Annotated in this window: 17 protein-coding genes; 9 read left to right on the forward strand and 8 right to left on the reverse strand. The window is 68.7% G+C overall.

Features of this window, described 5'->3' with window-relative positions:
* Window positions 1–40 precede the first annotated feature (40 nt).
* The 5 genes from ACQY5G_RS13980 to ACQY5G_RS14000 form a co-directional block, all read right to left on the reverse strand.
* The gene (locus tag ACQY5G_RS13980) at window positions 41–874 is read right to left on the reverse strand and encodes a hypothetical protein (RefSeq protein ID WP_428274947.1); all 834 of its coding nucleotides are present in this window, start codon (window positions 872–874) and stop codon (window positions 41–43) included.
* Window positions 871–1,806 (reverse strand): ABC transporter ATP-binding protein, encoded by a 936-nt coding sequence (locus tag ACQY5G_RS13985; protein WP_428274949.1) that lies wholly within the window; start codon window positions 1,804–1,806, stop codon window positions 871–873. Before ACQY5G_RS13985 ends, ACQY5G_RS13980 begins: the two co-directional genes overlap by 4 nt.
* On the reverse strand, window positions 1,803–2,084 hold the full coding sequence (locus tag ACQY5G_RS13990; protein ID WP_428274951.1) for a hypothetical protein: 282 nt from the start codon (window positions 2,082–2,084) through the stop codon (window positions 1,803–1,805). Before ACQY5G_RS13990 ends, ACQY5G_RS13985 begins: the two co-directional genes overlap by 4 nt.
* Before the next feature lie 120 nt (window positions 2,085–2,204).
* Window positions 2,205–4,268 (reverse strand): M1 family metallopeptidase, encoded by a 2,064-nt coding sequence (locus ACQY5G_RS13995; protein WP_428274953.1) that lies wholly within the window; start codon window positions 4,266–4,268, stop codon window positions 2,205–2,207.
* 40 nt (window positions 4,269–4,308) lie between these two features.
* Window positions 4,309–5,517, reverse strand: a complete 1,209-nt coding sequence (locus tag ACQY5G_RS14000) for a DUF418 domain-containing protein (RefSeq protein WP_428274955.1) — start codon at window positions 5,515–5,517, stop codon at window positions 4,309–4,311.
* A 131-nt stretch (window positions 5,518–5,648) separates the two neighbouring features.
* Here ACQY5G_RS14000 and ACQY5G_RS14005 point away from each other — a divergent pair, with 131 nt between their 5' ends.
* The 6 genes from ACQY5G_RS14005 (at window position 5,649) to ACQY5G_RS14030 (ending at window position 15,567) form a co-directional block, all read left to right on the forward strand.
* On the forward strand, window positions 5,649–7,916 hold the full coding sequence (locus ACQY5G_RS14005) for a prolyl oligopeptidase family serine peptidase (RefSeq protein ID WP_428274957.1): 2,268 nt from the start codon (window positions 5,649–5,651) through the stop codon (window positions 7,914–7,916).
* Between the two features lie 44 nt (window positions 7,917–7,960).
* Window positions 7,961–9,118 carry a winged helix-turn-helix domain-containing protein gene (locus ACQY5G_RS14010; protein WP_428274959.1) on the forward strand — a complete coding sequence of 386 codons (1,158 nt, stop codon included), beginning with the start codon at window positions 7,961–7,963 and terminating at the stop codon, window positions 9,116–9,118.
* Between the two features lie 88 nt (window positions 9,119–9,206).
* Window positions 9,207–10,286 (forward strand): hypothetical protein, encoded by a 1,080-nt coding sequence (locus tag ACQY5G_RS14015; RefSeq protein ID WP_428274961.1) that lies wholly within the window; start codon window positions 9,207–9,209, stop codon window positions 10,284–10,286.
* Between the two features lie 29 nt (window positions 10,287–10,315).
* Window positions 10,316–11,176 (forward strand): hypothetical protein, encoded by an 861-nt coding sequence (locus ACQY5G_RS14020; protein ID WP_428274963.1) that lies wholly within the window; start codon window positions 10,316–10,318, stop codon window positions 11,174–11,176.
* Window positions 11,177–12,379 (forward strand): L-2-hydroxyglutarate oxidase, encoded by a 1,203-nt coding sequence (gene lhgO / locus ACQY5G_RS14025; protein ID WP_428274965.1) that lies wholly within the window; start codon window positions 11,177–11,179, stop codon window positions 12,377–12,379.
* A gap of 158 nt (window positions 12,380–12,537) precedes the next feature.
* Window positions 12,538–15,567, forward strand: coding sequence for an Ig-like domain-containing protein (locus tag ACQY5G_RS14030; protein WP_428274967.1), 3,030 nt, complete (start codon window positions 12,538–12,540; stop codon window positions 15,565–15,567).
* Between the two features lie 54 nt (window positions 15,568–15,621).
* On the opposite strand, the gene ACQY5G_RS14035 is transcribed toward ACQY5G_RS14030, so the two are convergent.
* Window positions 15,622–16,404: a class II aldolase/adducin family protein gene (locus tag ACQY5G_RS14035; RefSeq protein ID WP_428274969.1), complete on the reverse strand. Its 783-nt coding sequence runs from the start codon at window positions 16,402–16,404 to the stop codon at window positions 15,622–15,624.
* A gap of 163 nt (window positions 16,405–16,567) precedes the next feature.
* Here ACQY5G_RS14035 and ACQY5G_RS14040 point away from each other — a divergent pair, with 163 nt between their 5' ends.
* Both ACQY5G_RS14040 and ACQY5G_RS14045 read left to right on the forward strand, forming a co-directional pair.
* The gene (locus ACQY5G_RS14040; protein WP_428274971.1) at window positions 16,568–17,263 is read left to right on the forward strand and encodes a hypothetical protein; all 696 of its coding nucleotides are present in this window, start codon (window positions 16,568–16,570) and stop codon (window positions 17,261–17,263) included.
* Between the two features lie 73 nt (window positions 17,264–17,336).
* Window positions 17,337–18,362: a YpdA family putative bacillithiol disulfide reductase gene (locus tag ACQY5G_RS14045; protein ID WP_428274973.1), complete on the forward strand. Its 1,026-nt coding sequence runs from the start codon at window positions 17,337–17,339 to the stop codon at window positions 18,360–18,362.
* Between the two features lie 55 nt (window positions 18,363–18,417).
* On the opposite strand, the gene ACQY5G_RS14050 is transcribed toward ACQY5G_RS14045, so the two are convergent.
* On the reverse strand, window positions 18,418–22,929 hold the full coding sequence (locus ACQY5G_RS14050; RefSeq protein WP_428274975.1) for an Ig-like domain-containing protein: 4,512 nt from the start codon (window positions 22,927–22,929) through the stop codon (window positions 18,418–18,420).
* A gap of 325 nt (window positions 22,930–23,254) precedes the next feature.
* Window positions 23,255–24,688, reverse strand: a complete 1,434-nt coding sequence (locus tag ACQY5G_RS14055; protein ID WP_428274977.1) for an amidohydrolase family protein — start codon at window positions 24,686–24,688, stop codon at window positions 23,255–23,257.
* A gap of 163 nt (window positions 24,689–24,851) precedes the next feature.
* On the opposite strand from ACQY5G_RS14055, the gene ACQY5G_RS14060 reads away from it, so the two are divergent.
* Window positions 24,852–26,231, forward strand: a complete 1,380-nt coding sequence (locus ACQY5G_RS14060) for a M24 family metallopeptidase (protein WP_428274979.1) — start codon at window positions 24,852–24,854, stop codon at window positions 26,229–26,231.
* Window positions 26,232–26,257 lie beyond the last annotated feature (26 nt).

Here is a 26,257-nt window from a genome sequence, read left to right on the forward strand (position 1 = left end):
AGGCTATCCGCAGATCCCCGGTGCGCAAGCCGTCGCGATACTAGAGGTCGCGGCGTCGGAACGAGATGAAGGCGATGCCGACGAGGAGCACCGTCCACGCAGCGGCCGCGACGAGGTGCCAGGCGGGATCGACCGGCGGGGAAGGCGTCCGGCCCGCCGCCTCGACGGCGGCCGCGTACCGCTCGTAGGCCGCCGCGTCGTAGCTGCGAAAATCCAGAAGCGGGAAGCCATTCGTAAACGGCAGGTACTCGAGCCAGCCGGTGTGGTCCGGAAGGAAGCGGCGGACGAGCCCGGGCAGCATCCCGGACTCGATCGGACCGATCCAGAGGAACCATACGGCCAGCGCCGCTCCGGTCCTGCGGATGACGAGCGACAGCAGGAAGGCGAGCGCGGCCACGCTGAGGAACGCCAGCCCGAGCCCTCCGGCCGCCTGAAGGACGGACAGCGGCACGAGCGGCCCCTCGGCGGCGGCGAAGTCGGTCCGAATCAGCGCAAGCAGCGTCGGGATAGCCACATGGACGCCGATGAAGGCGAGCCCCACGACGGGCAGAAGGAGCGACTTGCCCCAGAACCACTGGGACTTGGAGAGGCCGTCGATCACGTTCTGCCGCGCGGTCCGCCAGCCGAACTCCGTCGCGGACAGCAACACGAGCGTGAGGGCGGCGAAGATCACGACCATGGTGGATTCGTCCCCGAACACGTCGGCCCAGATGTCGGGGAGCCGGAAGCCGTCGCTGCGCTCGAGGAACGGCTGGCCGTGGTTCATGAGCGTGAAGAACGCGTAGAAGCCGAGGGCGATCCAGAAGGCGACCCGCTTCCTCGCCTTGAACCACTCGTTGCGCAGCAGCACGCCGAACACCCGCGCGCCCTTCATTGGATCTCTCCAAACCCCTCGGGCGTGCCCGTGATCTCCATGAAGGCGTCCTCCAGCGATTGCCGTTCCAGCGACAGGTGTGAGGCGTAGATCCCGAGCCCGGCGAGAAAGCGGTTCAGTTCGGAGAGCCCGGCGCCTCCGATCTGCACCAGGACGCGGCCCCCCTCGACCCGCGCATGGCCCGCGCCCTCGAACTCCGACACGGCCTGCCGGAGCGTCTCGATGTCCCCGTCGGCGCCCACCGCGGCCACCGTCCGGGCAGAGGTGAGTTCGTCCACGCTCCCTTCGCGGACGAGGCGGCCGGTCTCGATGATCGCGACGTGCGTGCAGGTGCGTTCGACCTCGTGCAGCATGTGGCTCGAAAGGAAGATCGTCTTCCCGCGGCTGGCGAGTTCGCGAATGATGTCGCGGATCTCCCGCTGCCCCGCCGGATCGAGACCGTTGGCCGGCTCGTCGAGGATGATGAGTTCCGGGTCGCCGATCATCGTGGCCGCCAGGGCGAGTCGCTGCTTCATGCCCAGCGAGCACGCCTTGAACTTCGTCTTCCGGCGCGAGGTCAGACCCACGATTTCGAGCACCTCGGCGATGTCCGTCTCGTCGGCCCCCTTCACCCGGGCCACGACCCGCAGGTTGTCCCGGCAGCTCAGGTAGGGGTAGAAGTTGGGATATTCGAGCGTGGCGCCGATCCGCCGGCGCGCGGCGTGCAGCTCGGCGGGCGTCTCCCCGCCGAACAGCCGGAAGGAACCGCCCGTCGGGTTGATGATCCCGAGGAGCATCCCGATCGTCGTCGTCTTGCCGCTTCCGTTCGGCCCCAGGAAACCATAGACCTGCCCGGCTTCCACCTGGACGGAAAGCTCGTCGACGGCGAGCGTCCCCGCTCCGCGCAGCGCGGCGTATCGCTTGGACAGTCCTTCGGTTTCGATGATCGTCATGTGGGGTCCCGTGGCGTTTCACTGCCGGTGCGCTCCTCCAGTTGCCGCCGGAACAGTTCCGCCTCCGCGAGCTGGTCCAGGAGTTCGCCCCGCTCCCGGCTCTCCCCTTCAAGCTGCTCGATCCGCTCCGTCAGCCGGGCGATCGTCTCGCGGTCCCGCTTCATCGGCCCCAGCGCTTCCGCCAGATCCCGCACCAGCGGCCGCAGGGCGAAGTGCGTCGCCATCGCGAGGACCGGGATGCCGATCGTGAAGAAGATTGCAACGACGGCAATGATCATTTCTTCCATGTCTCACCCCTGCGCATGCGCTTCATGCGGCATAAGAACGGAAGGCGTGGCGCGGTGGTTTCGCGAGGGCGGGAGCCCCCCTGGCTGGAGCGGCAGCGCCAGCAGTCCGTGCTAGCGGGGAGGCCGGCGGCCGAGAATGCCCCGGCCCCACACGTTATTTCCGCGGTTCACGTCCGGCATCACGCCGTCCGGGTCGATCTGGACGTTGCGCACGAACCCGCCGGACACGTCCAGCACGTAGGTGCCGTCCGCCTCCCACGCCTCCACCGGAACCTCATGGCGCTGCTCTTCCCCGTCCTGGTAGAGGATCCGCACCTCGAGCGGCATCGGGATGCCTCCACGATTCTCGAACACGACCCGCGTCGTATCCCCCAGACGCGTCACGGAGGCGATCGCCTGGTCGAGGATCGCGTCCTCGTAGATCCAGCCCCTGAAGAACCAGTCGAGATCCTGCCCCGACACATCTTCCATCGTGCGGATGAAATCGGCGGGTTGCGGGTGCTTGTACGCCCAGCGCCGGATGTACTCCCGGAAGCCCTCGTCGAACGTTTCGGGCCCGAGCACCTCCTCGCGCAGGAGGACGAGCACCGCGGCCGGCTTGTTGTAGGCGAGAACCCCGATGTCCGCTTCCGGGATGCTGTCGGCCGGCGTGTACACGGCGTGAGTCGGGAGGCGCGTGTCCGTCGCGATCTGGGCCGGCGACATGAGTTGGCCCAGGATCGGCTCTCCACCCGCGAATTCGATGCCCGAATAGTAGTTGATGAAGGTGTTGAACCCTTCATCCATCCACGCGTACCGCCGCTCGTCCGACCCCACGATCATCGGGAACCACGTATGCCCGATCTCGTGGTCCGTGACGGAGAAGAGGAAGGCGCCGCGGGACCGCCAGGAACAGAAGACGATCATGGGATACTCCATCCCGAGCGCGAGGCCGGCCACATTGATGGCGACGGGATACGGATAACGGAGCCACTGCTCCGAATAGTACCGGACACTATGGCGGAGATACTCCGTGGAGCGCTCCCAGCCGCTGGATGCGGGTCCGCCCATGCTCTCCTCGGGGTAGACGGACATGATGAGGACGTCCTCCCAGCCGGCGGCGTCCCAGACGAAGCGGTCGGATGCGGCCCACGCGAAGTCGCGCACGTTCTCGGCGCGGAAGCGCCACGTGAGCGGGGTCTCGCCCGGGGGCCGCGTGTGATCCTCCCCGGCTTCGTCCGGCCCGATGATGTGGACGGTCTCCTCGGAGAGGCGCGCCTCCGCGAGCCGCTCGCGCTGCATGGGCGTGAGGACCTGCTCGGGATTGAGGAGTTCTCCCGTGGCGACGACGACGAAGTCCCGTGGGACGGTGAGCTCGACATCGAAGTCGCCGTACTCCAGGTACCACTCGCCCTGCCCAAGGAAGGGGGACTGGTTCCACCCGTTCACGTCGTCGTACGTGAAGACGCGGGGATACCACTGCGCGAGCTGATAGATGATCCCGCCCCGGATGTCGAGTTGCCCCATGCGGTCGCCGCCCGTCTCCGGGATCTCGAACGCGAAATCGATCTCGACCTCGAGCTGGCTTCCGCCGGGAGGGAGGGGTTCGCCGAGGAGGATCTCCATCATCGTGTCCTCGGTCCGGTACTCGGGGACCGTCATCTCGCCCTCGAGGTCGGCGCGCACGCCCGAGATCACGAAACCGCCGTCCTTGAAAAAGCCGCCGTGGCGTACGTCCCCGCCGAGTTCCTCCGCCCTCTGCGCTCCGTAGCTGGTTTCCCGGAAGAGGTTCTGGTCGAGCTGGACCCAGAGACTCGTGAGCGAATCGGGGCTGTTGTTCGTGTAGGTGATGCGTTCCGTGCCTTCGATTCGGTCGTCGTCGAGTGTGACCCGGATGTGGTAGTCGGCCCGCTGCTGCCAGTAGGCTTCGCCCGGGGCGCCGGCGACATCCCGAAACTCGTCGGGCTCGGGGAGATCGAGGGGTGCGAAGGCGCCCGCCGGGTCGAAGATCCTGCGCAGGGAATCGCGGCGCGCGAGGTCGGCCGCCTCCGCCGCCTCACGTTCTTCCCGTTCATCTTCCTGCGCCGCCAGCCCGCCGTACGGTGACGGATGGGACAGCTGCGGCAGGACCGGCGTGAGCAGCGCGAGCAGCATCACGGCGGAAAACGTGCGTGCCCCCCGTCCAGTCGCTCTCATCGAATCTCCCTGTCCCTCGCCATGTTCATGGCCGTTCTTCTCACGCGATCCTCATTGGCTGCCGCTGCCCGTAGGAAAGGGTACGCCAGAGCCACTCCAGGGGTCCGAAACGGAACCGCGCGAGCCACCACGGCGACCACGCCAACTGGAGCCCCCAGATCGCCGCGACGATGCCGACGCACCCCGCGCCCCCCACCCGCTCGAACAGGCCCAACCCGTGGCCATAGAAGACGAGCGAGCACAGCACGCTCTGTGCAATGTAGTTCGTGAACGCCATGCGACCGACGGCGGCCAGGCGCAGCCGAGTCCGAGCCAGCCGCCCAGTCCGGGCCAGCAGCATCACCAACCCCACGTAGCCCAGAAAGACACCGACGGAGCCGACGTAGTTGAAGAGGGTCCCCCCCAACTTCGACTGCTCCCACGCGAACCCGCTCTCCACGTTGTACCAGACGCCGGCGGCGGCGAGCGGCAGGCCCAACCCCAGCCCCCAGAGGGCGAGCCGGCGGTAGAACGAGGCCGGCCACGTCGCCGAGAGCACCCCCAGTTTGTAGAGCGCCATCCCCACGAGCATGAGCCCCCCCGCTCGCCACAGGAGGTAGCCCGCGAAAGCGACGGTCTCGACGAGGAAGGCGTAGTAGGCCCGGACCTGCATCTGCTGCGCCCAGCCCCCGCGCATGGCTTCGATCTCCGCGCCGATCTCCGCGGCCGAGGGCGCCCACTGTGCGGCGACCTCCGCCCGCTCCCCGGCCGGCCAGTACGGAATCGACCACTGGGCGAGACCCATGACGAGTACGACGATCCCGACCGCACACCCGCCGGCCCACAGCAGGCGGCGGGGCGCCCAGTCGCGGAACCCGTACAGGATGAAGCCGCAAAGGGCGTAGGGGACGAGGATGTCGCCATGCCAGATCCCGTAGGCGTGAAGGAGTCCGATCACGAGGAGCCAGAACTGGCGGCGATAGTGCAACCAACCTCCGGGGATACCGCGACGGTCCATGCGCTCGCTCATCATCGCGATCCCCGCGCCGAACAACAGGGAGAAGATCGAAATGAACTTCGTGTCCGCGAAGACGTTGACCGCGGCCCAGATCCAGAAGTCGGTGCCGCCGAGGCCGCCGTCCGGAGCGGCGGACGGGTTCCGGTACGCCGAGGAGACCCAGGCGAAGCTCCAGATGTTGACGATGAGGATGCCCAGCACGGCGAGGCCGCGGAGGCTGTCGATCGCGTGGATCCGCCCGGATTCCGACACCGGTGCGGCGACCCGCGGGGGCGATCGCGTTTCGGGCGGCGTTTCGGACATCGCGTACCTGTTCGTAATGTTGGTTCATCCGTCCCGCACGGGAGCGCATCGCAGCATCAAGATAAGCGAGAGGTGTCAACATGTCCGGGTCCCAGAGCCTTGTCTCCCCATCCCTTCCCCTTCGAACGCCGGCGCCGGGATCGAGATGGCTCGCGCTCGCCGCCATCCTGTTCTTCCCCCTGGCCCCCCTGGCCGTCCAGGCTCAAGCGGATGCCGCGCCGGCCGACGCCGGGTGGACGCCTGCGCTGAGCATGCAGTATCGCGGGGTCTCGGGGACCGCGATCTCCCCCGACGGCTCCCGCATCGCCTTCGTCGTGCGCGAGCCGCTGATGGAAGGACAGCAGTCGGAGTATCTGAGTCACATCTGGATGACGGACGCGGACGGGACGGGGACCGCGCAGTGGACGCGCGGAGAGGCATCGGCGGGGTCCCCGCAGTTCTCGCCCGACGGCGCCTGGTTGAGCTTCACATCCGGCCGCGAGGGAGAAGGCGAGGCGGGCAGCCAGGTGTGGGCCCTGCCGATGGCGGGCGGCGAGGCGCGGCAGCTCACGAAGGCGGATGGATCCGTGGGGGGATACCGGTGGTCGCCCGACGGGACGCGGATCGCCTTCCTCATGCGGGACCCGCAGACGGAGGAGGAGAAGAAAGCGACGGAGGAAAAGCGGGACGTCATCCTCGTCGACCGCGATTACAAGTTCTCTCACCTGTACGTCGTCGCGATCGACGCCGAGTCGGACGAGCCGGCCGCGCCGGTGCGGCTCACGGCGGGCGACTTTCACATCACAGGCTTCAGCTGGGCGCCGGACGGGGGACGGATCGTATTCGCGCACCAAGCCGATCCCCGCATCAACACCGGCCGGCTGAGCGGCGACCTTTCCACGACCAAAGTCCCGGACGCGGCGTCGATCGCCGAGATTGTGGCCTTCAATGAGTGGACGGAGCGCGAGGAACAGACGGAGCGCGAGGACCGGACGGAGCGCGAGGAACGGACGGAGCGCGAGGAACGGACGGGCGACGTGTTTATGGGCAACATAAGGCTTGCGAAGGTCGGTGAAGGGGGGCTCGGGGAGGTCGAGCTGCTCGTGGGCGGGGCGGGAATCGAGCGGAGCCCGCACTGGTCGCCGGACGGCGCCTGGATCGCCTACGTGTCGACCGGCGATCAGCCGGAGCCGATCGGGCTCGGCGACGTGTACGTCATGCCGGCCGCGGGAGGCGAGGCGAGGCGGCTCGACACGCCGAACCGCAGCGCGTCCGTGCTCGGCTGGTCCGGGGATTCCTCCGAACTGCTTCTGCTCGAATCGCTCGGCACGCGTCGGCACGTGCTGGCGGTCCCGGTCGATGGCGGCGAGCTGCGCTTCATCTCCTACGGGGACGGTCTGGTCGGCTCCGTCGCGCTCACGGACGACGCGAGCCGCATGGCCTTCACCTGGCAGACCCCCGATGAGCCGTGGGACGTCTTCGTCTCGCCCACGAACGGGTACGCGCCGACGCAGGTCACGGACCTCCATGCCGGCGTGCCGCGCCCGGAGATGGGGCGCACGCAGCTCGTCTCCTGGACCTCGACGGAAGGGTTCGAGATCGAGGGCCTCCTCACCTATCCCGTGGGCTACGAGGAGGGCGAGCGCGTGCCGCTCATCCTGAACGTGCACGGCGGGCCGGCAGGCGTCTTCAGCCAGGGCTTCACGGGCAGCGCGTCCGCGTACATGCTCCAGTATTTCGCCCAGGAGGGCTTCGCGATCCTGCGCCCGAACCCGCGCGGCTCCACCGGCTACGGGAAGGACTTCCGCTACGCGAACTTCCAGGACTGGGGCTACGGCGACTTCCGCGACCTCATGTCGGGCGTCGACCACGTGATCGGGATGGGCGTGGCGGACCCGGACCGCCTCCTCCTGATGGGTTGGAGCTACGGCGGCTACATGACCTCGTGGGCCGTCACCCAGACGGACCGTTTCGTGGCGGCGAGCATGGGGGCCGGACTCCCGAACCTGATCTCGATGACGACGACGACGGACATCCAGGACTACCTCGTGGGTCACATGGGGGTCGAGTTCTGGGAAGACTACGAGCGCTACGAGCGGCACTCCGCCATGTACCACATCGCGAACGTGGTCACGCCGACGCAGGTAATCCACGGTGCGCAGGATCTGAGGGTGCCGTTCACGCAGGGGCAGGAGTTCTACCGCGCCCTCGACCGGCGCGGCGTGCCCACGGAGATGGTCGTGTACCCGCGCACGCCGCACGGGCCGCGCGAGCCGAAGTTCGTCATGGACGTGTCGGAACGGATCCTGACCTGGTTCCGGAAGCACCTGGGAGCGGAAGCGGTCGCGGCCGGGGACGAGAACCGCTGAGCCGCCGGAGCCTCCCGAGGTTCACCAGGGAGGCGGCCACCCGATTGTGGCTGCACCGGCAGGGGTTCGACGGGCCCCGCGGGTCGACCCCGCTCGACGCCGCGGCGTTCGTCGGCCACCTGCAGCGGACGGGCGCCCTCCAGCTCGACAGCGTCAACGTCGTGGATCGGGCCCACTACCTGACCCTCTGGAGCCGGTTCGGTTCGTACGACCGCGCGGAGGTGGACCGATGGGTGTACGGGGACCGCCTCGCCTACGAGTACTGGGGGCACGAAGCCTCGATCCTTCCCATCTCCCATCTCCCTCTCGGACGGCGGCGCATGCGCCGCTTCCCTCCCGAGAGTTGGTCGGGACGCGCGTGGTGGGACCGATACGCGACCTCGACGGCGTCGAAGCGGCGGGTGCTGCGGCGGCTGCGCGCCGAGGGACCTCTGGAAAGCGTCGACTTCCAGCCGCAGCCGGCCGAACGCACGGAGAAGACCGACTCGCTCGGGTGGCGCCTGAAGGAGGACAAGCGCTCGCTCAAGCTGCTGTGGCACGACGGACGCGTCGCGGTGACGGGGCGGCGCCACTTCCGCTGTATCTATGACCTGGCGGAACGGGTCTATCCCGACGGGCCCGCCGCGACGCTCGCCGAGTACCACGACAGCTGGCTCCTCATCGCGCTTTCGGGCTGCGGCATCGCCCCCGAGCGGCACCTCGTCAACTACTTCACCGGACCGGAACTCAACGCGGCGGAGCGGCGCCGGACCATCGCCCGCAACCTGCGGAAGAAGCGGATCGTCGAGGTCGGGGTCGAGGGGCTGCGGGGGCCGTGCTACGCCCTGCCCGAACACCTGGACGGCATCGACAAGCTTCCGGAGCCCGCCGGGACGACGCTCATCTGCCCCTTCGACTCCCTGCTCTGGCAGCGGAAACGCGCCGCCGAATTCCTGGATTTCAGCTACACCGTCGAGATCTACGTCCCGGCCGCGAAGCGGAAGTACGGCTACTACGTCCTGCCCATCCTGCACGAGGGCCGCCTCGTGGGCCGCCTCGACCCGAAACTCCACCGCGACCGCGACGTGCTCGAAATCCGGGCGCTGCATCTCGAGCCGGACTTCCGCCCGACCGCACGCTTCGAGGCCGGGCTGAACGACGCCGTCGCGGACCTCGCCTGTTTCCTGGGCGCGACCGACATCGCCATGCCGCCGCGCGGCTGAGCGGAGCCTCGCGGGGGGTCGGGTATGGACCCGCGAGACTGCCGGGCGGTACCGTTGGGAAGGTTCTCGCGAACTTCGGAGGTTCACAATGAAACGCCTGTTCCGGCCCCGCCCCGCATACTTTCCAGCAGTCAGCGTTCCGGGCCTTCTCGCCCTCGCACTCTCCCCCGCCATCGCCGTGGCGGCGCAGGAGGGGAAACTGCAGATCGTTCAGACGAACTCGGCGGGGGACAACGTCCACATCATCGATCCGGCCACGAACGAGGTCGTGCAGGTGATCGACGGGATTCCGAAGGCGCACGGCGTCGCCGCTGCTCCGGACGGGAGCGCGCTCTACTTCAGCAACGAGATCGATCGCACGCTGGAGACCGTCCCAACGGACGTCATGGAGGTCACGGAGCGGATCCCGTTGTCGGGGCGCCCGCACAACGTCGCGATCAGCAACGACGGCACGAAGGTGTACGTCGCGATCATCCAGGACTGCAGCTGCGTCGATATCGTGGACCTCGCTAAGGGCGCGGTCGTGAAATCGATCCCCACCCGGGGGACGGTGCACAACGTCTTCATTTCGCCGGACGGGCGGCACGTCGCGGCGGGGATGATCGGGGCACGCACGCTGACGATCATCGACACCTCGATCGACGAGGCGATCTGGTCGCTCCACTTCAGCGGACGCACGACGGGGGGCTATGCGGACGGCGGCGTGCGCCCGATGGCGTTCGAGACGCACCCGGACGGCTCCACGAAGCGCCTCTTCATCCAGATCTCGAACTACCACGGCGTGTACGTCGTCGACTTCGAGAAGCGGAGGGTCGTGGAGAAGCTGGACATGCCTTCGCTCCCGATCTCGCGGGTGACGAACGACGCGCTGCAGGGATCGCCGGGCCACGGCCTCGCGGTGTCCCCGGACGGACGGCAGCTCTGGTCGACGAGTAAGCCCAACGGGCACGTCTACGCGTGGTCGCTGCCGGATCTCGAGTACCTGGGCGGGGTCGAGGTCGGCCACATCCCCGACTGGCTCACGATGACCCCGGACAGCCGCTACCTCTACGTGGCGAACGCGGGCTCGAACGACGTGTCGGTGGTGGACACGCAGGAGATGAAGGAGATCGCCCGCATCCCCGTCGGCCAGACGCCGAAGCGCAACAAGACCGTGGTGTTCCCGTGAGCTGCGCGCCGCGACCTTCGCGCCGTCCTTTGGGCGCGCTGCGGCCGTCCACCGTACTCGCGCTCGCGTTGCTGGCGGCGGCTTCCGGGACCGGCGGGGTCGCGGGCCAGCAGCCGCTCGACTTCGAGCGCTACCGCGAGACCATCGAGCCCATCTTCATCGCCGATCGCGGCGGGTGGGGGCCGGGGCGGGCGCCCTGCGTCACCTGCCACGCCGCGCAGGGCACGCCGCTGCGGCTTCAGCGGCTTCGCGAGACGGCGGGCGGCGAGGTGTACTGGTCGGAGGAGGACTCCCGACGGAACTTCGAGGTCGTGTCCCGCCTCGTCACGCCGGGGGACCCGGACCGCAGCCGGCTTCTGAGGAAGGCGCTCACGGTACCGGCCGGCGGCGCGGCGCTCCATGTGGGCGGAAAGTTCTTCGAGTCGAAATCCGACCCGGAATGGCAGGCGATGGCCGACTGGGTCGCGGCGGCCGATCCGGTGGAGCGCCCTGCCCCGCCGCGGCTCGACTTCGACTTCTTCCGCGACTGCGTCCAGAGGATGTACCTCGACAAGCGCCCGGGCGACGTGGAGTGCATCCACTGTCACGAGACGGGCGTGCGCGGCTTCGCGCGGCACATCCCCGAGGGGCGCGACTTCTGGAACCAGGAGGAATCGCGCGGCAACTTCGCGATCACCCGCCGCTACGTGGAGCCGGGCGAGCCGATGATGAGCCGGCTCCTCACGCACCCCCTCGCCCCCGCGGCGGGCGGCGACTACTTCCACGGCGGCCCCCGCCGCTGGGACTCGACGGACGACCCCGAATGGCAGATGCTCGCCGCCTGGGTCCGCGGCGAGACCCCCGAGTGCGTGGTCGGAGCGGAGGCTGACGCCGGCGGCAGCCGGGAGTAGATGACGAAACCGCTCGACATCGCCGTCGTCGGGGGCGGGATCGTCGGGCTCGCCACGGCCGACGCCCTCCGCCGGACCCGGCCGGACCTTTCTCTCACCGTGCTCGAGAAGGAGCCGGAGGTCGCGGCGCACCAGACGGGCCGCAACAGCGGCGTCATCCACGCCGGGCTGTACTACGCGCCCGGGTCGCTCAAGGCGCGGCTGTGCGCCGAGGGCGCCGAGCGGCTGTTTCGCTACTGCGCCGAGCGAGGCATCCCGACCACGCGCACCGGCAAGATTGTCGTCGCTACATCACGGGATCAGCTCACCGCCCTCGCCGAACTCGAGCGGCGCGGGACGGCGAACGGCGTCGCGATGCTGCGGATCGGCCCCGGCGGAATCGCGGAGATCGAACCGCACGCGCGCGGCGTCGAGGCGCTCCACGTACCCGCCACCGGGGCGGTCGACTTCGGCGACGTGGCGCGAGCCTTCGCGGCGGATCTTTCCCGCGCGGGCCACCCCATCCGCACCGGCTTCGAGGTGCGGGAAGCCCGCCGCTCCGGGCACCTTACCGTGCTCGCCGGCCCGCCGGGCGACGTCACGGCCAGAGTCGTCATCAACTGCGCCGGGCTGCACGTCGACCGCGTGATGCGGCTCCTCGGGCACGAGCCCGATCTCAAGGTCCTGCCCTTCCGGGGCGAGTACCGGGGCCTCTCCGAAACCGCCGCCGGGCTCGTGCGGGGCCATATCTACCCGGTTCCGGACCCCCGGCTCCCCCACCTGGGCGTCCACTTCACGCGCAACGTGGCCGGGCGCGTGGAACTCGGTCCGAACGCGGTCTGGGCCTGGGGCCGGGAGGCGTACGGCCGCCTCTCGGGGCGCCTTCCCGACGCGCTGGAGGCGCTGAGCTACCGCGGTTTCCGGCGTCTCGCGCAGAACCACTGGCGCACGGCCGTCGAGGAACAGTGGCGCTCGCTGGACCGGCGATCCGTCGTGCGGAAGGCGCGTGCCATGCTGCCCGAACTCGAAGTGCGCGACCTCGAGAGTTGGCGCTCCGGCATCCGCGCGCAGGCCGTGAACACGGATGGCGCCCTCGTCCACGACTTCGTGATTCGGGAGGCGCCCGGCGTCGTGAACGTGCTCAACGCCCCCTCCCCCGCCGCCACCGCCTGCCTCGCGATCGGCGACCACATCGCTCGGCGGGCCTTGGCTCATGTTCATTGAGCGACCCCGTCACCCGGCTGCCGCGGCTCCCGACCGGGGCGCTGGTTCGGCACCCGACGAAACACGCACACCTCCAGAATTATAGGGGCGAGCCACTCTTCACGCGGCGTATCATCTGCGGTCCCGATGCTGCGGCACGGTGAAGAGGAGGGATGCCCATGTCATTGCCACGCGGTTCTTCCGTCGGCTGGCATGCGGACTTCTCCGAGTCATCCGGCGCGCGCCTTCGTCGCCTGGTGCGTATGCGCCGGATCGCCGTGTTCGCCGCTGTCGGGTCGAGCGGCTGGGGTTGGGCGTGCGGCGAGGACGGCACCGATCTTGTCGGTCCGGGAGACGCGCCGAATCGGGCCCCGGTCGCGGCCGGCACGATCCCTCCGCAGACGGTATTCCTCGAGGAGACCGTGACGGTGGACGTGTCCGCGGCCTTTGCCGACCCCGACGGCGATCCGCTCACCTTCGAGGCCGCCTCCTCCGACACGGCCGTGGTCGTCGTCACGACCGCCGGCGCCGAGGTCACCCTGGAAGGCGCCGGCCGGGGCGCCGCCGCCGTGACCGTGACGGCCCGTGACCCGGCCGGCGGCGAAGCAAGTCTGAGCTTCGAGGTCCAGGTGCCGAACCGGATCCCTCTGGTCGTCGGCGAGGTCGAGCCGCAGACCGTCTTCCTCGCCGAGACCGCGACGCTGGACGTGGCCGCGGTCTTCGCCGATCCCGACGGCGACCCGCTCACCTTCGAGGCCGCCTCCTCCGACACGGCCGTGGTCGTCGTCACGACCGCCGGCGCCGAGGTCACCATGGAAGGCGCCGGCCGGGGCGCCGCCGCCGTGACCGTGACGGCCCGTGACCCGGCCGGCGGCGAAGCAAGTCTGAGCTTCGAGGTCCAGGTGCCGAACCGGATCCCTCTGGTCGTCGGCGAGGTCGAACCTCAGACCGTCTTCCTCGCCGAGACCGCGACGCTGGACGTGGCCGCGGTCTTCTCCGACCCCGACGGCGACCCGCTCACCTTCGAGGCCGTCTCCTCCGACACCACCGTGGTCGTCGTCACGACCGCCGGCGCCGAGGTCACCCTGGAAGGCGCCGGCCGGGGCGCCGCCGCCGTGACCGTGACGGCCCGTGACCCGGCCGGCGGCGAAGCAAGTCTGAGCTTCGAGGTCCAGGTGCCGAACCGGATCCCTCTGGGCGTCGGCGAGGTCGAACCTCAGACCGTCTTCCTCGCCGAGACCGTGTCGCTGGACGTGGCCGCGGTCTTCTCCGACCCCGACGGCGACCCGCTCACCTTCGACGCCGCCTCCTCCGACACCGCCGTGGTCGTCGTCACGACCGCCGGCGCCGAGATCACCATGGAAGGCGCCGGCCGGGGCGCCGCCGCCGTGACCGTGACGGCCCGTGACCCGGCCGGCGGCGAAGCAAGTCTGAGCTTCGAGGTCCAGGTGCCGAACCGGATCCCTCTGGTCGTCGGCGAGGTCGAACCTCAGACCGTCTTCCTCGCCGAGACCGCGACGCTGGACGTGGCCGCGGCCTTCTCCGACCCCGACGGCGACCCGCTCACCTTCGACGCCGCCTCCTCCGACACCGCCGTGGTCGTCGTCACGACCGCCGGCGCCGAGATCACCATGGAAGGCGCCGGCCGGGGCGCCGCCACCGTTACGGTCAGGGCGACGGACAGCGGCGGGCTCAGCGTCGCGCTCAGCTTCGCCGTGACTGTACAGCAGCCTCCCCCGCCTCCCCCGCCGAACCGGCCCCCCGTGGTGACGCGGGCGATTCCGGGACAGGACGTCCGCGAGAACCAGAGCGTTTCGGTGGATCTCGATGGCTACTTCAGCGACCCGGAAGGCGGCTCGCTCTCCTATGCAGCCTCGAGCTCCGATGACGGGGTGGCCACGGCGGAGATCTCCGGCAGCGACGTCGTGGTCAGCGGGGTGAAGGAGGGGTCGGCCACCGTGACGGTGCGAGCCACGGACGGCGGCGGGTTGAGCGTCGCTCAGCGCTTCGGCGTTACGGTCAGCGAGCCGCCCCCGCCGAACCAGGCCCCGGTCGTGACACACGCAATTCCGGGACAAACCGTTCTCGATTACGAGAGCTTCACGGTGGATCTCAACGGTCACTTCGGTGATCCGGATGGCGGTTCGCTTGTCTACGGAGCCTCGAGCTCCGATGACGACGTAGCCACGGCGGAGACCTCCGGCAGCGATGTCGTGGTGAGCGCGACGAGCGAAGGGTCGGCCACCGTGACGGTGCGGGCGACGGATGGCGGGGGGCTCAGCGTGGCGCAGAGCTTCGATGTTACGGTCAGGCCGAACCAGGCCCCCGTCGTCACCCAGGCGATCCCGGCGCAGATCCTTGAGGAGAACGAGAACGGGGGGGTGTTGCTCAGCCTCCACTTCAGAGACCCGGATGGGGGTTCGCTCGTCTACGGCGTCTCGAGTTCCGACGACGGCGTGGCCACGGTGAAGCTCTCCGGCAACTGGCTCGTTGTGGACGGAGTAATGCAGGGGACAGCCACCGTGACCGTGCAGGCGACCGATGGCGGGGGCTTGAGCGCCTCACAGGACTTTGGCGTCACGGTCGAGGAAGCTCCGCCAAATCGGGCGCCGGTGGTGACAGAACAGGTATCCGACCTGACGATCATGGTCGGCCTGTCCGATGGGGCCATCATCCAGGATCACTTCAGCGATCCTGACGACGATTACCTCCGATACAGGGCGACCAGTTCCAATCCCGCCAGCGTCACTGCCGAAATACTCCAACTCCCATTTTTCCCCGTCGTCCTGCGCGTGGAGGCCGTGTCCGCAGGAAACGCTGCGGTAACGGTCACGGCAACCGACCCCGACGGCATGTCGGCTACGCTCGCGTTCGATGTCGAAGCCATTGATCGGACCAACAGCCCGCCGGAAATCAAGGCAACGATCCCCGATCAGACAGTCGCCGTGGATGAGGAGACCGGAGCGGGGCGGCTCCGAGACTATTTCACGGACCCGGACCTGGATTACGGCGATGGCCTCTCATTTGCGGTCGAGAGCGCGGACTCGAGGATCGCCAGAACCGGGTTGACGGGGCTCAAGCAGGAAACGTGGTGGTTGGGCGGCGTGTCGGAGGGGACGACGACGGTGACGGTCACGGCCACGGACCGCTTCGGGCTCAGTGTGTCTCAGACCGTGAACGTGACGGTGGAAGCCGCGGGCGGCAGTTGACGGGGGTACGCCGCCCGCTCATCCGGGTGCCTCCTTGCACCCGGCTCGGCCGGGTCAGGACGCGTAGTCCTGACCTTCGGCGTCCAGCACTTCCTTCATGCCCTCGAGGTAGCCGGCCTCGCCCGTCGACTCGACGGACATGTCGGCGTTGTGCCGCGCGGCCTCGACCGGGATCGGGCGGATCTTCCGGCCCGTCTGGAGCGCGAGCATCTCGTTCATGCAGGCGCGCTCGAGCTGGTAGAGCCACAGCATCGTCTTCTCGATCGTGTCGCCGACCATCAGGACGCCGTGGTTCGCGAGGAAGAGGACCCGCTTGTCGCCCAGCGCCTCGACCATGCGCTCGCCCTCGTCCGCCTCGGTGACGATCCCCTCGTACCCGAAGTACGCGCAGTTCCCGTGGAAGACCGCGGCGTTCTGGCTCCCGCGCTCGTCCAGTCGCCACCCGTCGATCGAAGCGAGCGCCGTGCTGTACGGAGCGTGGATGTGGAGCGCGCACATGATGTCGGGCCGCGCCCGCTGGACCGGCTCGTGAATCGCCCACGCGCTCACGTTCAGCCGCCCCTGCCCGCCCACGGGACGCCCGTCCGGCCCCACCTCCACGAGGTTGCCGGCCGTAACGCGCGAGAAGTGCGTCTGCCCTGGCGAGATGAGCAGGTGGCCCGGCCTCCCCGGCACCTTGCAGCTCAAGTGGTTCCACGTCCCCTCGTGCATGTTCTCGTGCACGATGATGCGGTGCACCGCCGCGAAGTCGACGCGCGCCCGCCGGATCGCGGCTTCGTCGATGCCTTCGCCCGCCGGGGACGGAATGGGAGCGACTGCGGTCTCGACCGTGCTCATCGCCTGCCTCCTGCTGCTTCCCGTGGAACCGGACCTGGGAACCTCACCCAACCTCATGCGCGACTCTTGCCGGATCAAGCGGTGTTTCCGACTGTCACGATGCGGCTCCGGCATTCGTTCGAAGAACGGAAGAGCCTGAACCGCCGCCGCGGGAAGGAGCCTCATGACCGACATCATCGTCGCACTCCTGTTTTTCTCCGCCGGATCAACGGGTTCTCTCGATTTCGGGTATCCACCGGGACCGGATAACGCTCGCGGATGTTCTCCGCGGCCGGGTGGAGATCCGGGCATGCCCAGGCAAGTCCTCATCCTCGACGACGAGATCTTCGAGGGCGACGAGTCGGAGTGGGAGCAGGCGACGCGTGAAGCGTATTGGGTGCAGGTCGTATGCTGGAGATGGATCGAGAAGTACTTCGACATCAAGGTCCGTGTTGGTGCACCCTATGTCGTGACGAAGGATTGGCTCGAGCGTACCCGGAAAGGCCGCACGGCCGCCCTTGAAGCCCTGATCGAGGCCCAGGATCGACACAAACAGTCGAGGGGCGCCTACGCCGACACGCTCGACGACCTCCCCGGCTTTGGCGGTGTCTCCGAGCACGGTCTGCCCGACTACGTCCAGTTGGATCTTCTCCCGACCGACGATGGCTGGGGGGCACGGGTAGGGGCCACCAGAGCCTGGGTTGCGGGTTTTCGGGGTCTCGCACCAGCCATCCCGTGCTACACGTTCGTTGGCGCGCCGCCTGACGCATGGGGCAAGTGGCAGAAGATCCGCGCGGAGGATCAAGCAGACCTGATCGAACGCCAGCCCGTCTGCATCGATCCCTTCCCCGAAGACGACGCCGGGACAGAAGGAACCTAACACCCCTCCCGGTTCCCACGTCCCGGCTCAGCGATTACCATCCCGCGCTCACGAATCCTTGGGAGGAGCGCGGGTGCCCCCGGAATCCACAGATACGTCCGAACCACTCGACGTGATCATCGTCGGGGCCGGCCCGTGCGGGCTCGCCGTGGCGGTCGCCGCGAAGGAGTGCGGGCTGGATTATGCGATCCTCGACCGCGGGTGCATCACCGAGTCGCTGACCCACTATCCATCCTACATGACGTTCTTCTCCACGGCGGAGCGGCTGGAGATCGGGGACGTTCCCTTCACGATTCCGGAGCCGAAACCCACGCGGCGCGATGCCCTCGCCTACTACCGGCATGTCGTCGCCCACCACGGGATCGGGGTCCGACAGTACGAGGAGGTGACGGGAATCGAGCGGGAGAAAGACGCGTTCACCGTCCACACCCGCGCCCGTGACGGACGGGAGGATTGCCTCGCCTCCCGGGCCGTGGTCGTCGCCACGGGCGGCTTCGGGGAGCCGAACCGGCTCGGATTCGAGGGGGAGGACCGGCACCGCCGCGTCATCCACTACTACAAGGAGCCCTTCCCCTTCTTCGACCAGGATGTGCTCGTCGTGGGAGGCGGAAACTCGGCCGTGGAGGCGGCGCTGGAGCTGTACCGCAACGGCGTGCGCGTCCGCATGGTGCACTTCGCCGAGGTTCTGGACCGCGGCGTCAAACCGTGGGTGCGTCCCGATATCGAGAACCGGATCGAGAGCGCGGAGATTCCGATGCACTGGCGGTCCCGCGTAGCCCGCCTCGGCCCCGGCACGGCCACCGTCGTCGAGGAAGGGACCGGGGACGAGACCGAGGTGCCGAACGACTGGGTGCTGGCGATGACGGGGTGGCGGCCGGACGCTGCCCTGCTCAAGGGTCTGGGCGTCCCCACGGACCCCGCGACGGGGATCCCTGCGCACGACCCGGCCACCATGGCGACGACCACCCCCGGCGTCTACATCGCCGGCGTGATCGCCGCCGGCTACAACGCCAACAAGATCTTCATCGAGAACGGCCGCGAGCACGGAGGACTGATCGCCGCCGACCTGGCCGCCCGGCTGAATCTACCGGCCGGCTGAGTCCACCGTCCGGCTGACCGCCTGCCGCACGCTGCTTCGAGGCGCTCGGCCCGCATCATCTCCTCCAAGCTGCGGCCCCGGGTACTCCGCGACTGAAGAACACGTCGAGCCCAGCCCCGAGTGAGCCGGGTGCGGCCCGCCCGCTTGCCGCGAGCACGGCGGACGGCCCGTCGCGCAGGACGCCGCGAACCTGGCCGGTCCGCGGGTCGCGCAGGATGGCCATCGGCCGGTTGGTCGTCCCGTCCAGCGAGACGTCCCCACCGGGCCCGGAAAGCGTGATGCTGGCGAGGTCCGTCCATCCGTCCCGCACGGGCAGAGCGAAGGCGAAGGACGTGCGCCCGTCGCCGTCGGCGACCTCAGGCATGTCGAAGGCGAGTGAGAACAGCTCGGTTCCTCCGGCGCTCCGCCCCGTGAGTTCGTACGCGCCCCCGGACCGTGGAAGCGTTGCCGGGGCGTCGATCACGAAGGCCGGTTCGAGCCACGGAGCGCCCTCCGCCGCGGCGCCGCCCCACAGGAGCAACGCCCCGGCGGAAGTCGCCGTGCCGGCCGCGCCGCCGGCTTCGTCGCTCAGGCGGAAGCCCAGAGCGTTGGAGAAGTGGTAGTCGCTGATCCAGTGAGGTCCACAATACGCGAGCAGGTCGAAGGCGCCCGGCGACACCAGCTGTCCGCCGTTGCGGAAGTCGTACCCCCACGCGCCGATCGATCCATCGGCCTGGGGGAAGGAAGGATCCGGGCCGAGCGGGTTGCCGCACGGCGCGTGAGACAGGCTGAAATTGTGTCCGAGTTCGTGCGCAATCGCCAGCGGAACGGGTCTCGAGAAACTCTGGCGACGGGAATTGTAGGCCAGTCCGGTCGGACCCGTACCACCGCCGGACATCATGCCCATGTAGTGACCCCGACCGCCCTCCATGACCGAGATCAACTCGGTCTCGGCCAGCAGCCTGTACGTGTCGTTGCTGGTGCTCACGACCGGCTCGTGTGCGTACACGTCGAGGGCGCCGACCGGCATCAGAGTGCGGGTATCCCACAGCATCTCGTGGTTCTCTGGGTCCGCGGCCATGCCCTCGATCATGTCGATGATCGCCGAATCCGGTGCCGTACTCCACAGAAACGGGATCATCGTGAGGTCGAGGCGCGGCATGGCGCGGACGTCGATCTGCAGGCGGCCCGCCTCCGGGACCCGCCTTGCCACATCCAGGGCGGCATCCAGCGTCCCGTCCGGGTCGACCTCGATGACCATTTCAAGGCCCGGCTGCACGACCTCGGCCGGAATCTCGGCGTTCGCCGACTGCGCGAGCGATCCCTCGTCCAGGTCGCGCGGAATCGCCGTGGACTTGCCTTCGATGTCCGCCACGTGCACCTCCGCGCCTTCCACGTAGAAGCGGGCCCGCACGAGTGGGATGCTCTGGCCGGTGGCGTTGGAAGCGGTCACGAACACCCGCAGCAACGCCGGCTCGCCCGCGACGAGCGAGACGGGAAACTCCAGAGACTGCACGGCCTGCGTCAGATAGACGCTCGATGCGGCTGCGCAGGAGGACACCCGCACCTTGGCCACGCGCAACAGCCAGGTCTGAAAGCCTGCGTCTCCGGGCGTGCACAGACCCGTTCCCCCGGCCAGCAACGCATCCAGTCTCCGGAGAGTGGTCAGGCTCGAGGGGAGGGGTCCCGTCATCCCGGCGTTGCCGGTCAGTACCAGCTCCTGAAGGCTGGTCAGGTCGCCGAACTCGGGCGGAAGCGCGCCCGTCAGGCGGTTGTTCGGGAGGTCCAGAAATTGCAGCCGGGCGAGGTTGCCCAGTTCCGGCGGCAGCGCGCCCGTCAAGCGGTTGTTGGCGAAGCTCACTTGCTCCAGCGCCCCAAGGTTGCCGATTTCCGGCGGGATCGGGCCCGCCAGGCGGTTGTCGGCGAGCCCCAGCAACTCCAGCGCCCGAAGGTTGCCGATTTCCGGCGGCAGCGAGCCCGTCAAGTCGTTGTCCCACAGCAGCAGCAACTCCAGGTTGGCGAGTCGCCCGAGTTCGGCAGGGAGCGCGCCCGTCAGGGCGTTGCTCCCGAGCAGCAGCCCATTCAGGCGGGCGAGTCGTCCGAATTCCGGCGGGATCGGGCCTGTCAGATGGTTGTTGGTTGCGTCGAGTTCCTCCAGACTCGAGAGGTTCCCGAGCGCCGGCGGGATCGGGCCCGTCAGGGCGTTGTCGTTCAGTATCAGGTTCCTCAGGTACTCGAGGTTGCCGAGTTCCGGCGGAATCGGGCCCGTCAGGCTGTTTTTCGGCAGCCATAGGGCCCTCAGGTTGGAAAGATCACCCAGCCGCGGCGGGATCGATCCGGTCAGCCGGTTCTGTCGGAGGTCGAGGGTCCGCAGGAAGGAAAGCCTGCCGAGTTCCGGGGGGATCGGGCCGGTGAGATTGTTAAGAGGGAACGACAGGGTACCCAGGCGGGAAAGCTCGCCGAGCTCCGGGGGGATCGGGCCCGTGAGATCGTTGAACGCGGCGGCCAGCCACTCCAGATGGGAGAGTTGACCCAGTTCCGCCGGGATCGAGCCACCTACGTCATTGGCGTCGAGGTTCAGAAATCTCAGCCTTTCGAGGCTGCCGAGTTCCGCCGGGAGCTCGCCCGTAAGCGCGTTGCCCGCGAGGTCCAGTCGGACGACGCGTCCGTCCTCCACGCGAACTCCGTGCCAGCTGGCGAGGGGCGCGTCGCTCAGCCAGTTGGCATTGTTGATCCAGTCGGGCCCGCCCGTCTCGTGGTACAGGAGGGCGAGAATGTCCCGGTCCCTCAGGCGCGCGCACTCGACGTCCGTGCCGTGGTGCGAGGCAATGGAACTCAGCCATGCGCGGAAGAACTGGTCGGGCGGCGTGCACAGATCGGTATTCCCGTAGCGGAACTCGCGGAGCGGCAGCGCGACCAGCGACAGCGGCAGGCGGCCCTCCAGGGCGTTGCCGCCGATACTCAAACTGGTCATCCGCTCCAGGCCGGCGAGCGTCGACGGGACCCGACCCGCAAGCCCGTTGCGGTTCAGATCGAGTGCCGTCACGAAGCCCAGGGAGTCTGCCCGGATCCCGTACCATCCCTCCACGGCGCCGTCCCCGAGCCAGCCATGGGAGTTCGTCCAGTTCTCGCCGCCGGTGGCCTCATACAGCGTTTCGAGCAGAGGGATCTCCGCCCTGTTGCAGAACGGTCCCGCGTAATCGTCCACGCCATTCGCCCAATCGACGAAATCAGCGGTACCGGGGGCGCAGAGACCGGCGTTTTCTTCGAACCCGAACGCACTCAGCCGCTCGAGCTGCAAGAAGCCTGAAGGTATCGAGCCAGTCAGGTCGTTGTGACCAATGTACAGGCTCGCGAGGCTTGAGAGGTTGCCGAGTTGCGGCGGGACGGGACCCGTCAGATCGTTGCCGCCGAGCGCCAGGAACACCAGGTGGGAGAGGCGGCCGAGCTGCGGCGCGATGGGACCGGTAAGGCTGTTGTTGTCGAGCCCCAGCGACACAAGGTTGGAGAGGCGGCCGAGTTCCAGCGGGATCCTGCCCGTCAGGTTGTTGGCCGACAGGATCAGATGCGCCACGCGACCGTCTTCTACCTGGACCCCGTGCCAATCTCCGAGGGGAGCGTCGGTCAGCCAGTTGTCGTTACGGACCCAGGCCGTCCCGCCCGTCGCCTCGTATAGCGCGACCAGCACATCGCGCTCCGAGAGTTGCTTCACGGTGACCGACGCGCTCCCCGAAGTTGCGCCCGATGCAGCCGTGATCGTCGCCGTCCCGTTCCGCACCGCGCGCACCAGCCCGGACGCGTCTACGGTCGCCACCGCATCGTCGCTCGAACCCCATGTGATCACCGCCCCTGCCACGGCATAGCCGTTGGCGTCGGTCGCCCTTGCCTCGAACCGCAGCGTGTCGCCCGGCGGCAACGTTGCCGCCGGGGGAGATACCGTGACCGCGGTCACCTGCTGGGTCACCGTGATCGATCCGCTCCCCGAAGCTTCGCCCGATGTGGCGGTGATCGTCGCCGTGCCGTCCCCGGCCGCGCGGACCAGCCCGGACGTGTCCACCGTCGCCACCGCATCGTCGCTCGAGCCCCAGGTGAACGCCGCCCCCGGCACGGCGTGGCCGTTGGCGTCCGTCGCCGTCGCCGCCAGCCGCACCGTGTCGCCAACCGCCGGCAGCAGCGCTGTCGCCGGCGACACCGTCACCTCGCTCACTTGCTGCTCCACTGTGACCGACGCACTCGCGGAAGCTTCGCCCGAGGTAGCGGTGATCGTCGCCGTGCCGTCCCCGGCCGCGCGGACCAGACCGGACGTGTCCACCGTGGCTACCGACGCATCGCTGCTCGCCCAGCCGACTGCCGCCCCGGCCATCACCGCCCCGTACTGGTCGCGCACGGTCGCGGTCAACTGGATCGTCTGCCCGAGGGCATTCAGCTCGGCGGCATCCGGGCTTATGGAGAGCGTTGACGGTCGGGACGGGTCAGGGGGGGGCGGAGGGGGGGCCGGAGGCGGTGCCGTGGTGTCGTCGCCGCAAGACAACGCCCCCACGACAGCCAGCAGGACGGCAGCGCGCAGGAGTGGCCCGCGTTTCGTCATGGGCCCGGAAGCCTCCATCCGGTGCAGGAGCGGGTAGCGCATCCGGCCGGACAACTTTGGGTCGCCCCCGCACATCCGCTCCACGTGCGTGCCGATGTTGTATCCAGATCCGGCTTATAGATTGAGGTGTGATATCTATCGTTATGGATCATATTACTTGATCGCGAGGGACTGCAACTTCTCATTCGGAATCGGCGGTGTCCGAGCCTCAAGGGCTCAGACGTAGGGGAATCCTCGCTGGACCAGGCAGCGACAGGGGCCGTGAGCCACGCGTCTCCTCAAGCGTGGTTCACAAACGACTCTGGTCCTCGCGTATCCGGCCGGTTCAGCCTTCCGGCTTCAGGACACTGACGATGGGCGCCACGGGGAGAGTGTCGATGTCCACCCTCCGGCCGTCCTTGATCACGGCGTGGATCGACCGGTAGTTGCGGGCCGCCTCCAGCGGATTCGCATCGAGGATGACGAGGTCCGCGATCATCCCCGGCCGCAGGGAGCCGATCTCGTCGTCGAGTTCGTAGGCGCGCGCGATGTGGCTCGTGGCGGATCTCAGGATCTCCATCGGCTCCATCCCCAGTTCCTCCAGCGCGACCAAGGCGTTGAAGTGACCCTCCCCCAGCTTCGTGCGCTGGTCCACGGTGTCCGAAGCGATCGTGGCAGACTCCGCGAGCAGCACCGGATGCTTGATGCCGGCGTCCGTCGAGAGAAGCATCGAGACGCCCGCCGCGATCATCCGCGCCTGGTTCTCACGGCCGACGGCCATGTAGGGCGTGAGCGTCCCGTCCGGGTTGTGTTCCCGGAGCGCCTCCAGACGCCGCTGCGTGATCGGGAGCACCGAGACGGCGATGTCCCGCTCGACGAGCTTCCGCATCGTCTCCATCGGAATCGGAACGACGGGACCGGAGATGTCCCCGTGCGTGATGATGTCCACTCCCGCCTCGATCGCCATGTCGAGGCTTTCGACGGACGTCGTGTGCGTCTGGACCGTCATGCCCGCCCGGTGTCCTTCCTCGACGATCGCGCGCTGCACGCGCTCGGAGAAGGAGATGAAATACATCTCCACGTGGCTGCTCGACCCGTACTTGAGGAAGTCGACGCCCGTGCCCGTGTATTCGCGGATCGCGGCGCGGACCGAATCGGGGGTCATCCACATGAGGTCGCGGCCCGTCCCGTGCACCCACGCCTCGTTGGTGCGGCGCACGAACGACTTGCTCACGTGAGCCGCCGCCGCGGCGCGGAAGTCGGCCGAGAGGGGCCCGTCGAAGCCGATGATGTTGCCGGCGAAGTAGATCCGGCTCCCGGGCGCCTCTCCCCCGTTGATCATGTCGCGCGCCTTCGCCAGGGCCCCCAGCGGGCCCCACGTGTCGAAGACGGTCGTCTGCCCGGTCTTGAGCGTGAGTTGCGCCGCCTCCAGCACGATCTCGTGGTAGTGGCCCTCGTACTTGATGAGGGTCTCGAGATCGAGGTTCAGGTAGAGGTGAACGTTCGCATCCATCAGCCCGGGAATGACGTACTTGCCCCGCGCGTCGATGACGGACGTTCCCGCGGGCACGTCCACGGCCCCCGCCGCACCCACCGCGGTGATCCGCCCATCCGTCATCACGACGACGCCGTCTTCGAGCGGCGCCTCGGCCAGCGGATCGATGAGGGTCGCCCCCGTGACCGCGAGCGTCTGCCCCACAGCGGCCGGGGGGTCTGCGCCCTCCGCGAGCGCCAGGGCAAGCGCCAGCAGTGTCGGGAGCCTTGCGAGCTTCCGGGTCATGTGTCCCTCCCATGCCTGCAGCGGACGGTCCTCAGTCGGTTCTGAAGACTACACGGGAGATCTCCCCGGAAGAAGGGACTCGGGGGGGCGCTTGAATGTCGGCGATTCGAGACCGAGGATGGGGCGACGGCCGACATCGACATCGATAACCGGAGGTCACGAGATGAAGACAATCGCGAGCGTCGCGGCTATGGCGCTGACCCTGGGCGGGCTGTCCGGGCTCTCGGTGACGCCGCTGGAGGCGCAGGCGCGGGACTACCGGCCGGAGCGGCCGTTCGGGACGCTTCGGGAGCAGGCACGGACGCAGCAGGCGTGGCTTACGGAGCGGCTCGAGACGAACCTGCCCATGCTGATGCGAAAGCACGGCGTGGACATGTGGGTCATCGCCATGCGGGAGTACAACGAGGATCCCGTCTTCCCCGCCCTCGTCTCCCCCACGACCTTCGCGGCCCGCCGCCGGACCATCTACATCTTCCACGATCGGGGGCCGGACGCGGGCATCGAGCGCCTGGCTCTGGGAGGCAGTTCGCAGGGAGGCGTGTACGAAGCCGTGCGCGCGACCGCCACCGCACCGGACGGACGCCAGGCGGAACTGTGGGGCGCGGACCAGTGGGACCTCTTCGCGGACATGGTCCGCGAGCGCGACCCGCGGCGGATCGCCGTCAACATCTCGCACGACCACAACTTCGCGGACGGCCTCTCGGCGGGAGAGTGGGAGCAGATGGAGACGGCTCTGGGCCCGGACCTCGCGGGCCGCGTCGTCCGCGAACCGCTGCTGGCGATCGATTACCTCGCGATGCGCGTGCCCTCGATGGCGCCGGTCTACCGCCGGATCCAGGCGGTGGTGCACGAGATCATCGGCACGGCGTTCTCGGAGGTCGTCATCGTGCCCGGGCAGACGACGACCGCCGATGTCGTGTGGTGGATGCGCCAGCGCGTACACGACCTGGGGCTCGACTCGTGGTTCCAGCCCTCGGTCTCGGTGCAGCGGCGCGGCGCGGACATGAGCGGCGTGACGGCGCCGGTGATCGAGCGGGGGGATGTCCTCCACTGCGACTTCGGACTCGTCGCTCTCGGCCTCGCGACCGACACGCAGCACATGGCCTACGTCCTCCGGGAAGGCGAGACGGACGCCCCCGCCGGTCTACGACAGGCGCTGGCGAACTCGAACCGCCTGCAGGACATCCTGCTCGAGGAGACGAAGGTCGGCCGCACCGGCAACGAGATCCTCGCCACGGTCCTCGAGAAGATGCGGGCGGAGGGATTGAACGGGACGATGTACACGCACCCGATCGGGGACCACGGCCACGGCGCGGGCCCGCTGATCGGCCTTTGGGACTACCAGACGGGCGTCCCGGGGCGCGGCGATCCGCCGGTCATCCCCGGCATGTGGTTCTCGACGGAACTCCAGGTCACGACCCCGGTGCCTGAGTGGGACGGTCAGCCCGTGCGGATGGCGCAGGAGGAGGAAGCGGAGATCACGCCGGACGGCGAGATCCGCTGGGTGCTCCGGCGGCAGACCGAACTGCACCTGGTCCGCTAGCGCCGCGCGGGCGCGCGGCTCTGGAC

It is taken from the genome of Candidatus Palauibacter sp. (assembly GCF_965261555.1).
Classification (GTDB): domain Bacteria; phylum Gemmatimonadota; class Gemmatimonadetes; order Palauibacterales; family Palauibacteraceae; genus Palauibacter.